15 protein-coding genes are annotated in these 15111 nt (G+C 30.9%); 5 read left to right on the top strand and 10 right to left on the bottom strand.

What is annotated here, in order from left to right; genetic code table 11:
- Positions 1 to 3: 3 nt before the first annotated feature.
- The 4 genes from ACREV6_RS16415 to ACREV6_RS16400 all read right to left on the bottom strand — a co-directional run bounded on the left by ACREV6_RS16415 (position 4) and on the right by ACREV6_RS16400 (position 2479).
- On the bottom strand, positions 4 to 501 hold the full coding sequence (locus ACREV6_RS16415) for a hypothetical protein (protein WP_431579119.1): 498 nt from the start codon (positions 499 to 501) through the stop codon (positions 4 to 6).
- Positions 502 to 577: 76 nt separating this feature from the next.
- Positions 578 to 1225, bottom strand: coding sequence for a L,D-transpeptidase family protein (locus tag ACREV6_RS16410; protein ID WP_431579118.1), 648 nt, complete (start codon positions 1223 to 1225; stop codon positions 578 to 580).
- A gap of 162 nt (positions 1226 to 1387) precedes the next feature.
- Entirely contained in the window at positions 1388 to 2098 is a 711-nt protein-coding gene (locus ACREV6_RS16405; RefSeq protein WP_431579117.1) for a DUF8091 domain-containing protein, read from the bottom strand.
- Positions 2099 to 2116: 18 nt separating this feature from the next.
- Positions 2117 to 2479, bottom strand: a complete 363-nt coding sequence (locus tag ACREV6_RS16400) for a DUF2500 domain-containing protein (protein ID WP_431579116.1) — start codon at positions 2477 to 2479, stop codon at positions 2117 to 2119.
- Between the two features lie 159 nt (positions 2480 to 2638).
- Here ACREV6_RS16400 and ACREV6_RS16395 point away from each other — a divergent pair, with 159 nt between their 5' ends.
- Both ACREV6_RS16395 and ACREV6_RS16390 read left to right on the top strand, forming a co-directional pair.
- A complete protein-coding gene (locus tag ACREV6_RS16395; protein ID WP_431579115.1) occupies positions 2639 to 3136 on the top strand; it encodes a metallophosphoesterase family protein in 498 nt (165 codons plus the stop codon).
- A gap of 170 nt (positions 3137 to 3306) precedes the next feature.
- A complete protein-coding gene (locus tag ACREV6_RS16390) occupies positions 3307 to 4164 on the top strand; it encodes a phage holin family protein (RefSeq protein ID WP_431579114.1) in 858 nt (285 codons plus the stop codon).
- 50 nt (positions 4165 to 4214) lie between these two features.
- Here ACREV6_RS16390 and ACREV6_RS16385 read toward each other — a convergent pair whose 3' ends face one another.
- The 5 genes from ACREV6_RS16385 to ACREV6_RS16365 all read right to left on the bottom strand — a co-directional run bounded on the left by ACREV6_RS16385 (position 4215) and on the right by ACREV6_RS16365 (position 9139).
- Positions 4215 to 4427: a heavy-metal-associated domain-containing protein gene (locus ACREV6_RS16385; RefSeq protein WP_431579113.1), complete on the bottom strand. Its 213-nt coding sequence runs from the start codon at positions 4425 to 4427 to the stop codon at positions 4215 to 4217.
- A 170-nt stretch (positions 4428 to 4597) separates the two neighbouring features.
- Entirely contained in the window at positions 4598 to 6343 is a 1746-nt protein-coding gene (locus tag ACREV6_RS16380; protein WP_431579112.1) for a methyl-accepting chemotaxis protein, read from the bottom strand.
- A gap of 53 nt (positions 6344 to 6396) precedes the next feature.
- A complete protein-coding gene (locus ACREV6_RS16375; RefSeq protein WP_431579111.1) occupies positions 6397 to 6939 on the bottom strand; it encodes a DUF5317 domain-containing protein in 543 nt (180 codons plus the stop codon).
- A gap of 13 nt (positions 6940 to 6952) precedes the next feature.
- The gene (locus ACREV6_RS16370) at positions 6953 to 8221 is read right to left on the bottom strand and encodes an HD-GYP domain-containing protein (RefSeq protein WP_431579110.1); all 1269 of its coding nucleotides are present in this window, start codon (positions 8219 to 8221) and stop codon (positions 6953 to 6955) included.
- A 291-nt stretch (positions 8222 to 8512) separates the two neighbouring features.
- Positions 8513 to 9139: a hypothetical protein gene (locus tag ACREV6_RS16365; RefSeq protein ID WP_431579109.1), complete on the bottom strand. Its 627-nt coding sequence runs from the start codon at positions 9137 to 9139 to the stop codon at positions 8513 to 8515.
- 582 nt (positions 9140 to 9721) lie between these two features.
- Here ACREV6_RS16365 and ACREV6_RS16360 point away from each other — a divergent pair.
- The 3 genes from ACREV6_RS16360 to ACREV6_RS16350 are packed head-to-tail and all read left to right on the top strand — an operon-like array spanning position 9722 to position 13898.
- Positions 9722 to 10201 (top strand): NADH-quinone oxidoreductase subunit NuoE family protein, encoded by a 480-nt coding sequence (locus tag ACREV6_RS16360; RefSeq protein WP_431579108.1) that lies wholly within the window; start codon positions 9722 to 9724, stop codon positions 10199 to 10201.
- 13 nt (positions 10202 to 10214) lie between these two features.
- Positions 10215 to 12110, top strand: coding sequence for an NADH-ubiquinone oxidoreductase-F iron-sulfur binding region domain-containing protein (locus ACREV6_RS16355; protein WP_431579107.1), 1896 nt, complete (start codon positions 10215 to 10217; stop codon positions 12108 to 12110).
- A 51-nt stretch (positions 12111 to 12161) separates the two neighbouring features.
- A complete protein-coding gene (locus ACREV6_RS16350; RefSeq protein ID WP_431579106.1) occupies positions 12162 to 13898 on the top strand; it encodes an NADH-dependent [FeFe] hydrogenase, group A6 in 1737 nt (578 codons plus the stop codon).
- A gap of 39 nt (positions 13899 to 13937) precedes the next feature.
- Here ACREV6_RS16350 and ACREV6_RS16345 read toward each other — a convergent pair whose 3' ends face one another.
- A complete protein-coding gene (locus ACREV6_RS16345; RefSeq protein ID WP_431579425.1) occupies positions 13938 to 15110 on the bottom strand; it encodes a SpoIIE family protein phosphatase in 1173 nt (390 codons plus the stop codon).
- Position 15111 lies beyond the last annotated feature (1 nt).

Below are 15111 nucleotides of genomic sequence, written 5' to 3'. Positions count from 1 at the left end.
AAACTATTTTGTTTCTATTATTATATCACCTTTATAAGCTTCATCACCAACAGCTTTAATTATATATTCATTTTTATCTGAAAAATTCAACTCTATGTTTTCCTCTTTATTTGCTTCTAATACCTTTAAAGTATTACCCGCTGAATCTAGAATTACTACATCTAACTTTCCTTTTTCAATATGAGATTTATAACTAATCCTACAATTTTTCTTTATCTCAGCTACTGTGCGTGTACCTGAAAATTTATGAAAGAAAAACTTTGCATAGCCTTTTTTAGTGTTTAATCCTGACATTGTAGAACTATAGCTATCTTCTTTATCCGCAATTTTAAACTTACTCAAATCCACATTAGTTTGTTTAGCACTAGTTGTATTTTCTTTTACAATGATTGTATCTTTTTCAGCATTAACCTGGTTAGTTTTAATTTTGCATCCTAAAAAACTTACTCCTATTATAATGCACATAGCCCCAATTGCTATTGTTTTTTTTATAATAAACACCCCCATGTCTACTAATGTTATGTTTTTTCTTTCAACAAAAATACTAATTATGCTTTTGAATTAAATATTATTTTAATTATTCACAGATTTCCACAAGAGTATTCATTTGAGCATATTCCCAAATAATCTTAATATCATCATCTGATAGAGCGATGCATCCAGCGGTCCAATCCCCTAGAGTTCCCCCACCATGTATGCCTATTGTACCACCTAAAGCAGTACTCCAATCCGGTCTTTTACCACTTTCAATTTGAATATTTATTTCTTTAAATGCATGTTCCTCTATTAACCCATTTTGAAGTCCTCTTTGAGCATCCTGTACATTCGGATAATCAAGTCCTAAAAATAAGGTGTATTTACTTTTATCATTTCTTGTGCAAATATGATATTTGCCTTCAGGAGTTTTTCTATCTCCTTCCATATGTTTATCACCAATAGGAGCTCCCCCTATTGCAATTTTAAATTTACCTATTAGATTACCATCTCCATATAATTCTAATATTCTTATACCTTTGTATACCTTTATACCTACCTCTTGTGGTTCTTCTTCAGGCTTTGTAAAAAACAATCCTTCTCCCTCTAGAGTCCATACAAATTGTTTATCTGCTTCATTTACTTCACCAAGATTAGAATCACAAGTTTTAAAATTGCTTTTATAAAATTCATAGGCTCCTACTACTCCAACTGCAAGCAAGGCTCCAATAACTATATTTTTTTTTCTCACTTATATCTTCCTTTCTATCTTTTATAATATATATTTTTCACTATTTTATATTAAGTCTAATTTATCATATAGTTCCACATATATCAAAGTTTAAATTTTATACTTCCCTGCTTAATTACATTTATATAATTATAAATAAAAATAAAAATTTATTTCTCTTATTTATTGCCTCTCAAATATGAGTTCATTTCGCAGCTTTCCTACTTCTTTTATAATCTTCATTTTCCTTAAGCAATAAGTTACTTTTCTTGTCTTATATACAGTAACTTTCAATATTTTCGCTAAATCTTTATTTGTAAAATTTTCTGGCAGGTCTTCTGGTAGAAACATTAAAAAATCTTTTCCTTCTTTAAACGTTACCTTTTCTACTACCTGTACTAACTTTCTGTCCACAATGCTAATACCCTTTCTTCTCCAGCTTCCTTTTCCATCCTTACATCTTATTTCTTCCTCTTTGGTCATTAAGATTTCCAGTATAAAATTTTCTTCATCTATTAAATCCGGTATCCTAATTAACTCATCAAACAAATCCACTAATTTACCTTTTTTAGGGGATTTTCTTCTACTAATTACTTTAGCCGAATCATCCATTGTTACTATATATTTTTCAATAGCTATAGGGTGCACTAGCGTAACCATATTGTATTTAACCAGGGCTCTTAGCTTATTTCCAATGGCACTGAAATTTCTAGTTTGAATTTCTATTAATGAATCTTCCCTTACTAAATCAATTATATACTTATCCACTTTTACTTCTAATCTGTCGCCTGGCATAGCATACCATTGCTTAATGGATGAGTGCAGTGATTTCTCGTTGTTTATATTTATTCCTGATTGCTCCAAAACATAGACTACATCTTCTGTTTGTCCCATTTTTTCTCCTCACATATATTAAACTTCTCTTTCAAAACTCTTATATCTAGTGCCTTGAAATGTAAGCTTTCCAACATCACCTTCTGCTAATAAGCCAAATTCACCGCCACTTATTTGAAATTCCATCCTATCTCCACTCTCTACTTCAAAGGTTACATGATAAAATGTAGTGCTTCTATGGACCGGCTGACTATCATTAATGCTACTATTACTGGTCGTATGTGTCCTTTTAGTTACTGCCTTTGCTTTTACTGATAAAACAGGTTGTTTATTATTCTTTGACCATTGACTTATGCCTTTCATTATGCTGAATATAATTATACCAAATACTAACAAAAATATAACAGGAACCATAAATTGGATAATGTTAAACATAAACATTAATTTGCATCCCCTCTTATTTAGTTATACTATACTATATTATATTATAATCATACCAAAAATGTTATGATAAAGGAATTAATTTGAAAATGTATTTTATACTTAAATACTAATTGTGTATCAAAGCATAATATATGCATAATATACTATTAGAAGGTGATGAATATGAAAATTGCAATATTGTCTGATACTCATGTAAAAAAACATAGCGATAAACTTTTCAAATTCATAGATAATATATCTAGAGAATCTGATATGATAATTCATGCAGGTGATTATGTCTCCTCTAGTGTGGTATCAAAATTAAGAGAGCATAAAAACTTTATTGGAGTATGGGGAAATAATGATAAGGGCTACATCAGAGATTTATTAAAAGAAAAAATAATTATACCTGTGGAAGGATATAAAATCGGTTTGTACCACGGTCATGGTAATGACAAATCTACACTTGAGAGAGCTTACGCGGAATTTAGTGATGACAAAGTAGATATAATCATCTTTGGCCACAGTCATCAACCACTGATTATAACTAAAAACAAAGTCCTTATGATAAATCCCGGTTCACCCTCTTACAAGCGGCGGGAACCATGGTATTCTTATGTTATTTTAGAGATTGAAGATAAGAAAATAAATGTTCAATTGAAATTTTTCAATTAATAATTATAGCTGCACCGTTACAATTTTAAATAGCAAAGAAAGATTTGGTATACAGAGGAAATACATCAATAGCATTTTTTTTAATACAGCATATATTATATGGAATAAATAATCTATTGGGATTATTCATTCCATATTTATGATTGTCTATTATTAATGGAGATGAAAAAATGCACAAGAATGACTTCTTGTTAAAAATATTTGGAGTATCTGGAATCTTAGGTTTCCTTTGCGAGATCTTTAATAGCATGCAAACCTCCTATATTATTCTTTTGGTGCTTATTATTTTAGATACTATTACAGGAATATCTACTGCTATAAAATATAAAAGGTTTTCCAGTACAGGATTACGTAAAGCTACTAAAAAGATTATCACGTATTCCCTTTGCGTAATTACAGTTAGATTGCTAGAGACTATTTTAAATTCACTAATAACCACCACCATGTTATCCCAAATTATAATAGCTTTTCTAGCAATTACAGAGAGTGTTAGCATTTTAGAAAATTTAATCCTACTGGGAGTGCCTATACCTTCTAATATACTGCCTATTTTAATTAAGACCTTAAATATACCTGGATTAAATGCTATGTTAATAACTTCGAAGGACAAGCATAGTGAGTTTTCTGATATTGATGATATAATAAATTATCAAATTCCCGCTTTTGAGGATAAATATATTCGAAACTTTTTAGAAATTAAATGTGATGTGATGAAATCTACTATTAATCAAATCATTCTTATAGATGAAACTACTAATGATAATCCAGATATATTATTTTATAGGATACTGTCCACAGTAGAATTAGGCCTTAAGGATATGAACAAAAAATGGTCAGAAGAAAAGATTCCCATAAAATATATTGAAAATTTTTCTAAAATAAATCAACCTAACGTAGATAAGTGCCTAGAAAAACTAAAAGTTATTTGTTATTCCTCAAAAACAACAAAAGAGAAAAAAACTCAAATTATAGATTGTATTGTAATAATTTTATATCAAACAATAATTGATGCACGTAAAACCATATAATTGACTTTGCCCCTGTCCAATATAAATGAACAGGGGCAAAATTAATTGTGTTAATCTTCTTCTATTTCAGTAACTTCATAACCTACTTCTTCAATAGCCTCTGTAATTTCACTATCATTTATCTCATCATCAAATTCTGCTATAGCAAACTTTTCTTCTAAATCAACTCTTACTTTATTAGCACCAATATCCAACAATGCTTCCTTAACATGACTTACGCAATGACTGCAACTCATTCCATCAATATATATCTTTTTCTTCATTTATAATTTCCCTTTCAATTGTTAATTTATATTATTATATATGTTTCATTTTAGATTATATAATCAATAAGTCAACTTAATTTTATATAATTACACAATTTTTTTTATTTTATATTTAAAGTATTATATCCAAAAACCCAAAATAAATTCTGTTTTATATATTTTACCTCTTATTTTAATTTTAATTTTGATAACTTCTTCACTAATTCTAAAGTAAAGTTGTCTAATTCTTTTAATACAAGTTGCAAATTTGTTATCTCATCTACTCCATATTGAATGCTAGCTGCTACACTTTCCGTAGCATCATTATTTTCTTTTGAAATATTCACTAAATTTTCAATCTGATTATTTATAGTAGATGCATTTGCAGACATTTCCTCCGTAGCTGATGATACCTCTTCTACCTTTTGTGAAACATTGCCAATAGCACTAGCTATTTTATCAAACTTGCTGGCTGCAATATCAACATAACTATATACCTCTTTAACCCGATTTGCCACACCTTCCATTGAACCACCTGCAGCTGCTATTCCCCTTTGAACTTGTTTAATAAGCTCAGATATTTCTTCAGCAGATTTTGATGATTGTTCTGCTAATTTCCTTACTTCATCTGCAACTACTGCAAATCCCTTACCTTGTTCTCCAGCTCTTGCCGCCTCTATAGACGCATTTAGTGCTAATAAATTGGTTTGCTCAGATATAGCCGTAATAGCATCTACTATACCATTTATTGCTTCTGATTTTTCATCTAACTCTTTAACTAATTTTGAAGTATTTCCTACTTCCACAACTATTGCTTTTGACTTACTTGCAAGTTCCATCATAGTTTTATTTCCATCACTTGCAGTATCTTTAGCCTCAATTGCTTGCTCTGTAACCATTTGTGAATTATTAGCAATTTGACCTACTGCATCATTAATGTAATGAATACTGTCAGCAGAACTATTCAATTCTTCCGTCTGTTTATCTATCCTTAAAGCAATATTTCCAGTTAATGTATTCATTTCTTTAAACCCTTCTACATTTCTGTGGAAGGCATCTGTGAATTTTTCTTCAACATCATAAATTTCCTTAGAAGTTTTAGTAATGTGGACTAAAAGTTCTTGGAATGTATCTAACATTTTATTGGTGGATTGTGCAAGTTCTCCTATTTCGTCATTACTATCTATTTCGATTCTTTTTGTTAAATCCCCTTCTAGATTAGACATATCACTCATTTTTTCTACCAATACATTTATTGATTTAGTTTGGCTTTTAGTAATTTTCGTCACCATAAACTTTATGATTAAAAGAACTATAACGGAAAATATAAATGCACCTATCAAAATTAATATTTGCGCTTTCAATATAGTATCTAACTTGATTTTCAATACTACTAAGGTATTCATTCCCTTTTGTGTCTTCATAGGTATATATGTAGTCATGGAGGATGTCCTATCAATTACGTCTCTTTGCACCTCCGAAGTTGTTGATTTGCCAGTATTTATAGCTTCTTCAATTATTTTTTTATTAGCAATATCTTCAAACGCATCTCCAAATTTGGAAGGACTTTCTTTAGCTTTATCTACAATATATGTCCACTTATTATCTGCATTTAAAGTGACTATAGATATTTCTTGTATGAAATCCACTCCTTTGTCACCTAGATAATTTATTCCATTATTAAGCTCCTTATAAATTTCACTATTCTCTTTTTCACTTAAAAACTTATCATAATCCACTTTTTCTAACCTATTACTAATTGCTGTAGTAACCACCGGTCCTATTCCCACTACTACTTTTTTAACAGTTGATTGAAGCAATAAATATGTAGCAACAATTATTATTAAAAATATAGAAATTATTAGCAGCATTATTCTTTTGCTCAACTTATCACTTATAGATGTTTTCTTTTTCCCATTTATCCCTGGTCTCATGTTAGTTTTCTCCTTTTGTAAAATAAATTTTTGTTGATTCTATAACAAAAACACTAATTTTTAGCTGTTTTAGCTGTTTTTTTCATTCCCGTAATTATAAATAGCATCAGTCCTATCACTGCAATAATATCCCCAATACTTATGGCAAAATTCCTTAGGAAAGTTAGTGGAATAATATCTCCTAAAAACCATACCCTAGTATTTTCATTTATTAAGGAATAAAGTCCTTCTTTGCTCATATTTAAAGTAATCCCTGCTGTTTTTGCTGCTTTAGCACTTACTGGCATTGCTCCCCCATTTAAAAAAATCGGAATAGCATTTAGCAAAAATCCTAAGCCCATAAGTACAATATACTTATTCTTTCTGTTAAAATAAATAAAAATTATTAATAAAATATACATGATTGAATCTAATATATATGTAAAGATACCTATATTAAAAAAACCTTTTCTTATGGAAATCACAATAAAAAATTCTATAAAAAAAGCTATAAAAACAAGATATGTCACTTTTACATCTACATTCTCTAAATTTTTTATATTTCCTTTTAATATGTATCCAATAATCAATGCAAAAATCAAAGCTTCAATAAACATTTAAATCCTCACTTTACTTTTTTTGTTTTTCTAGAACTTTAAAATATGCTTCCACTACCTTTGGGTGAAATTGAGTTCCAGAATATTTTTTTACTTCTTCTATTACCACATCTGGACATAAGGCTTTTCTATAAGGTCTATCTGTAGACATAGCATCTATAGAATCTGCAAGTTGCACAATAAAAACATCAAGGCTTAACTCTTCTACTTTTTTGCCATCTGGATATCCATTTCCGTCATATCGCTCATGGTGATTTCGTATAATGGGTAGTATATTTTGAAGATTTTTAATATCTTTTAAAATATTATACCCTATCTGAGGATGGGTTTTTATGATATCAAATTCTTCCTTTGTTAGCTTCCCAGGTTTGTTTAAAATATGATCATCAATCCCAATTTTTCCAACATCATGAAGTAAAGCTGCCATATTTAATAGTTCGATTTTCCAGTCATTATATTTTAATTCTTTAGCTATACTGGCTGAGATTTCCGCAACCCTTTGAGAATGTCCTTCTGTATACTTGTCTCTTGCCTCCATAGCAAGCATTATTGCATTTACAGTTTCCACATATTGGGATTTAGATTGTATATATAAAGAAAAAGTGTATCTTGCTAATACTATGGGAAATAACACAAGCATTACACCACCATAACTGTATAAATTGAATACATAAGCTAATAATATTCCAAAAGGAGTCATAGCAAAAGTATTTAATAATACCAGTTTAAAATTGCCTAAAAATGAATACATAATGCCTTTTTTATTGGTCATTGAAAATACAATTGATATAATAAAAGTATTAATTATATAAAATGCAATTCCAAATACAATAATTGGTAATACGTTGCTATCTAATTTACCATTATACATAGTTCCACCTACTAATTTGTAAAAGTAACTACCATATAAAATAGGCAATGTAAACCCACAACAATTAAATAATGTTCCATAAAAAGGGGTATTAAATACATGCTTATATTCATTATTATTTTTAAGCACTCTAAATAAAAAACCTAATACTAAAATTATTACTGCATTAAATGTACCAAATAGAATAAAAGAAGCAACTGTAATTGCAAAACTTGTACTAAAAGAAATATTTCTGTAGATTATTGTAAAGCTTTCTGTTAGTGCTGTTAAAATTATAAAAAATATAAAAACATCAAATTTTATTGTGGAAAAAATTATATATTCTATTTTAAAGAAAGCGAGGAAAGATATAAAAGTTATAATATATATAGTTACAATATATATTTTTAAATTTAGCGGCAATTTCTTCATTATTTTCCTCCTATATATTAAAGGCCGATAGTCCTAATTTACCAAATCCAACTAGCTGTTGAACCACCAGCTATAGCAAGTGCTAATATAGCTAATAATATTGTAGTTAATTTTTTCATTATTAAAATCCCCCTTTGATATAAATTAATAGGGCTACGCTATAACCTATCATAATTTCTCTCCGCTAGGGCAAATAATTAAAATAATAATTTTATAACTAATTTTAAAACAGTAATGTGGTATCGGCCCTTAAAGCAAGTTCATAAGCCACTTAGTGGCTTTTTAGAAACTCTAACAGTTATTAAAATTTGTTTTTTGTACTCTTCTATTTATAGCTGCTAGGGTGGCTTTTGCAATAGCTTCATTTATATCATTTTTAACAATTGCAGATCCTACCATGGTTTCTTCTGATTCATTTATAACCATATTTACGAGCACTGATATAAAGGTTATATCCCTATTAGTAGTACTAATTACATCTTGTACATCAAATATAAAGGTTTGTCCAAGAATTTTTTCTACAGCATCAATAGTAGCTTTTGCTACTATTTTTTTTCTATTGGCTGCAGTTTTAATGCCCACTTGTGTTACAAAAAATTCTTGTTCCTCATATAAGAGCTTAACGCTACACTCTAAAATATTTGCTTGTACATCTAAGGAAATACCCCCAAATTTTATTCTTTTAATAGGGTCACAATCATCTGTTTCAATTTGTGCAATGCTAATAACTTTTCTATCTATTCTATAATCAAAAGAGGTTAAAATAATAGACTCAATATCTCTAACTATTTGCTTTGGTGCCCTTAAAGTATTAGCCAATATATGTATCTCTTGAATATCATTATCTTGATGTATTATTTTTGTACTAATAACACCATTTAATTTATTTATCATTTCACTAAAAATATCAAAATCCATAATATACACCCCTTTCCTTCAACAATAAGCAAATTATAGCACATCCAGTATTACTATACAAGATTTTACATATTCTTTATTATAGCATTACTAATGATCTAATATTATCATATTGCTGTCAATTAATATATAAATTTTCTCCTAAATTATACTATTTTTTTCTAGATTTCACAGGTACAATTCCATTCAATATGATTTATATTTTACCATAATTGGAGCTTATTTTATTTTTTTTTACTATACTTTTCCTTATATTTATAATAATCAAAATTTACTAATTATTTACTAGATTTTTGACTAAAATTCTATTATAATATATTTGATGCAGTATGCTTGAAATTTTATGAATATATGAATAATAAAATTCACTTTGAAATGTATAACGATGTGCCTCTTTAATTTTCACGTATATTTCATACATTAATGACATTAGTTCATATATTCACAACAAAAATAATTATAATATTATTTGTTAAAGTTTAATTTTTCACAATATTCAAGTGTACTACAGGATTATATAGATGAGTTAAAATTTATAATGCATCTATATGTGGTCATAGATTTTAAAGGAGGTATGTTGTAGTGTGTTCTAATTGTTTAAGCGGAGAAAATTTCAAAGTTTTAGAAAAATTTATTATTGACCTTCCAAGTAAAGAAGGTGCCCTTATCGAAGTGCTTCATAAAGCACAAGGTCTATTCGGCTACTTACCTCAAGAGGTACAAGCTTTTGTAGCAGAAAAATTAAATATTCCAGTTTCAAAAGTTTATGGTGTTGTGACTTTCTATTCTTACTTCACCATTAAACCAAGAGGGGAATATGTAGTTAATGTTTGCATGGGAACTGCTTGTTTTGTTAGAGGTTCTGGAGATGTACTTGATGAGTTTCAAAAGAAGTTAAAAGTGAAAAATGGCGAAACTACAGTTGATGGCAAATTCACATTAGGTTCATTAAGATGCGTAGGTGCTTGTGGTCTTGCACCTGTAGTAACTGTAAATGATAAAGTTTATGGCCATGTTACAGTAGATCAAGTAGATAAAATACTGGCTGAGTATGCAGAATAGGAGGGGAAATAAATTGAAAATAATTAATTCTTTTGATGAACTTAAAGAAATTCAAAATAGATATAATACATTACTAGAACTAAGGAAAATAAACGAAGAAAAAGAACTAGCTTCTGAAGGTAGTAGATGTACAAGGTATTTATCAGTTTGTGGTGGTACTGGCTGTAAATCCGCTCAAAGTGATGAAATACTCGCAAATCTACAAAAGGAAATCACAGCTGCCGGACTAGCTGATGAAGTAACTGTTGCTATAACTGGTTGTTTTGGATTCTGTGAAAAAGGTCCCATCGTTAAGGTTTCTCCCGATAACGTATTTTACGTTACTGTTAAACCATCAGATGCAGAAGAAATAGTTAAAGAGCACTTATTAAAAGGCAAAGTTGTTGATAGACTTTTATTCGAAGACCCAAGTGCATGCATAAAAATAAAAAAACAGGAAGATATGCCTTTCTATAAGAAGCAAGTAAGAATTGCGCTTAGAAACTGTGGCCTTATTAATCCTGAAGACATAAAAGAATACATAGCTGAGGATGGTTACTTAGCTTTAGGTAAAGTAATTACAGAAATGTCCCAAGATGAGATTATAAAATTAATGATTGATTCAGGACTTCGAGGCAGAGGCGGCGGTGGCTTCCCAACAGGCAAGAAATGGGCTTTTGCTAAAATGTATGATGCTGATCAAAAATATATAATTTGTAATGCTGATGAAGGAGACCCAGGTGCTTTCATGGATCGTTCTATTCTTGAAGGTGACCCTCATAGTGTTTTAGAAGCTATGGCAATAGCAGGTTACAGCATTGGTGCTTCAATTGGAGATATTTATATTAGAGCAGAATACCCTCTTGCAATTAGTAGGCTAAGAACAGCTATAAGCCAAGCTCGGGAATGCGGACTTCTTGGAAAAAATATTTTAGGAACTGATTTTAGCTTTGACATAGAGATTAAATATGGTGCTGGTGCTTTCGTATGTGGGGAAGAAACTGCTTTAATTCAATCTATTGAAGGTTCACGCGGAGAGCCAACTAATAAACCACCATTCCCAGCTCAAAGTGGATTATGGAATAAGCCAACTTGTGTTAACAATGTTGAAACTCTTGCAAATATTCCAGCTATCATTAACAAAGGTGCCGCTTGGTATAGTTCTATAGGAACAGCAACATCTAAAGGAACAAAAGTTTTTGCTCTTGCTGGTAAAATTAATAATGTTGGACTAGTAGAAGTTCCAATGGGTACTACACTAAGAGAAATCATATATGACATTGGTGGTGGAATTAAGAACGGCCGTGAATTTAAAGCTGTTCAAACAGGAGGTCCATCCGGTGGATGTATTACAGCAGAATTCTTAGATACTCCAATAGATTATGAATCACTAAGTGCTATAGGATCTATGATGGGTTCTGGCGGTATGATTGTTATGGATGAAGATAATTGTATGATTGATATAGCTAAATTCTACTTAGAATTTACTGTTGAAGAATCTTGTGGTAAATGTTCTCCCTGTAGAATAGGAAATAAACGTCTTCTTGAAATGCTTGAAAAAATTTCAAAAGGAAATGGGACAAAAGAAGACCTGCATAAACTAAAATCACTTGCAAATACAATTAAGGATACTTCATTATGTGGCCTAGGACAAACTGCTCCAAATCCAGTATTAAGCACTATTAAGTATTTTCTTAGTGAATATGAGGCTCACATATATGATAAAACTTGCCCAGCTGGAGTATGTAAGCACTTATTAAAATATAATATCACGGATAAATGTATCGGTTGTACAAAATGTGCAAGGCAATGCCCAGTTAGCTGTATTAGTGGAAAAGTTAAAACATTACATGTTATTGATCAATCAAAATGTATTAAGTGTGGTGCATGTCAAACTGCATGTCCAGTTAATGCAATCATTAAAAAATAACATCTAAATGAATTGTTTCTTAAATATAAATATAAGAAAGAGGTGCACGCTGTGAGTTTGATTACTCTTACTATAAACCATCAAGAAATTCAAGTAGAACAAGGCACAACTATTCTACAAGCTGCTAGAATGTTAAATATAAATATCCCAACATTATGCCATTTAAATATGCATGATGGAAAAACTACAAACCATCCCGGTTCTTGTCGTGTGTGTGTCGTTGAAGTTGAAGGACGCAGAAACTTAGCTCCTGCATGTTCAACTCCCGTTGCAAATGGAATGGTCATTAAGACATCTTCAATTAGAGCTATTAAAGCACGTAGAACTGTGCTTGAATTAATTCTATCTGACCATCCTCAAGACTGCTTATTATGTGAGAAAAATACTGTTTGTGAATTACAAAGATTAGCTGCTGAACTAGGTATTCGTGAGATTCGCTATAAAGGTGAAATGTCAACTTATCCTATAGATAATTCAAGTAGTTCTATTGTTAGAAATCTAGATAAATGTATATTATGCAGACGTTGTGAAACTATGTGTAATGAAGTTCAAACTGTTGGAGTTTTATCCGGTGTAGGCCGTGGCTTTCAAACTGTTGTATCTCCTGCTTTTTCAATGCCAATGGGAGAAACGACTTGTACTTTCTGCGGAAAATGTGTTTCTGTATGTCCAACTGGTGCATTAACAGAAGTTAATAACACTTCTAAAGTTTGGAATGCTCTAGGTCAAAACGAAAAAGTTGTTGTTGTTCAAACTGCTCCTGCAGTTAGAGCTGCACTAGGTGAAGAATTCGGACTTCCGCGTGGAACTTCTGTTACCGGTAAAATGGTTGCTGCACTAAGAGCTTTAGGTTTTACTAAAGTATTTGATACGGATTTTGCAGCTGATTTAACAATAATGGAAGAAGCTAGCGAATTTGCTCATAGATTACAACACGGTGGAAAACTTCCAATGCTTACAAGCTGTTGTCCTGGTTGGGTTAAATTCTTTGAGCATCAATTTAATGATTTATTAGATATTCCCTCTACTTGTAAATCACCACAACAAATGTGGGGTGCTGTTGCTAAAACATACCTTGCAGAAAAAATGAATGTAGAGTCAAAAAATATGATAGTTGTATCTGTAATGCCTTGTCTTGCAAAAAAATATGAAGCAGCAAGGCCTGAGATGGCTACAAATGGAGTACCAGATGTTGATATAGTTATAAGTACAAGAGAACTTGCTAAAATGATTAAAGAAGCTGGAATTGATTTCAATTCATTACCAGAAGAAGAATTCGATAATCCCCTGGGAGAATCTACTGGTGCTGGAGTTATATTTGGTACATCTGGCGGAGTTATGGAAGCTGCACTTCGTACTGCTTATGAGTGGCTCACAAATGAAACACTTGAAAATGTAGATTTTGAAGAAGTTCGAGGTATGGAGGGCATAAAAGAAGCCTCTGTAAAAATTAATGATCTTGATGTTAAAGTTGCTATAGCTAGTGGACTTGGAAACGCTCGTAAATTATTAGAAGCTATTCGGGCAGGAGAAGCTAACTATCATTTAATTGAAATCATGGCTTGCCCTGGTGGATGTATTAATGGTGGTGGACAGCCCTATTCAAATGATTATGAAGATATATTATCTAAGAGAATGTCTGTTTTATATAGTGAAGATAAAAACAAGACTCTAAGAAAATCTCACGAAAATCCATACATTAAAAAAATATATGAAGAATTTCTTGGAGAACCATACGGCGTTAAAGCTCACGAACTTCTTCATACAGAATATGTAAAACGTAAATAGTACTAAATATAAAAAACAGCAGATAAACTGCTGTTTTTTTTATAGATAATTAATATTAACATGCTTACCTAATTTTTTCATATGATCTGCTAGTTCATTCACGAGTTTAAGCTTAATACTCAAGTCTATTGGAAAATTCGGATTTTGATGTGCTGGATTTATAGCCTTTCCTACCCATAAATTAAAATGAGTACAATCCTCTATTAACATTTTAACAAGTCTGCTAGCTCCGTCTTTACCATCTAAATCACTGTAAGATTCTTGTTTTGAAAAACTCGCTTCATATTTACTTAACTTTTCTAACGCCTTGCTTAAAGTTAAAACCCCTTCAGTAATTAAATCTATTCCCTCCATAGTTGCCGTAGGTGGTACATCTTTATCATAAAAGTCTAAGTTTACTTTAAGTTCACGTCCAAGTTCTCGCTTTACAATATTAGATGTTGTTCCCCCACAAATTACCTTCTTTCCAGGTCCGCTCATGAACTCTTTAATAACATAGCTATCATTTCGCTCATCCTGAGGCGGGCCAGTAAATAGATCAATAACTTCTGGCTTTCTGGCTTTTACGCATACAACAGTAGTATCATCTCCAGGTTTTCCTCCATATAAATCCCAACATACCTGAATTAAATCTTTTTCTATGTTTTTTGCACTCCTCCTACATTGTGTATTCCGAGTCAAATAATTTTGTACATTATCCCAACTCCAGCCTAAATTTAATATATTCCCGATGCCAGCATGAATACACCCATCGCTGACTACTGTAATTACATCCCCCTCTTCCAGTATAAATTGACTTTCAACTACTTTTTTTTCATTAATGATACTTTCCTTTTTATCCACTTCAATGCCCTTATTATTCCTTAATAAAAAGAAAGGTGGATTATCATATTCAGCAATATAAGCCCTTCCATCATTATAAATTTTCATTAAAGTGAAGGTGCAATAGGCAATCTCACGGACCTTACACACAGGTAATGTGTTTACTATAGTATCTACAGTTTCATAGATGTCCGCTCCTTCTTTAAGCATAGTACTAGCAATTTTAGATGTTAATGAAGCTAGTATATTAGCCTTCACCCCACTACCCAGCCCATCTGCCATAACAATTATAGTACTATCCTTAAGTCTTATTATTTCCACTCTATCCCCACAGAGTTCCTCATCTTTTTTTATCAAACTATCGTAAGCTACATCAATAAATAAATCCATC

This window comes from Clostridium sp., assembly GCF_050717515.1.
In the GTDB taxonomy this organism is placed as follows: Bacteria; Bacillota; Clostridia; order Clostridiales; family Clostridiaceae; genus Clostridium_AD.
The sequence above is the reverse complement of the archived record's forward strand: the minus strand, read 5'-3'. Positions and strand labels throughout refer to the sequence as shown.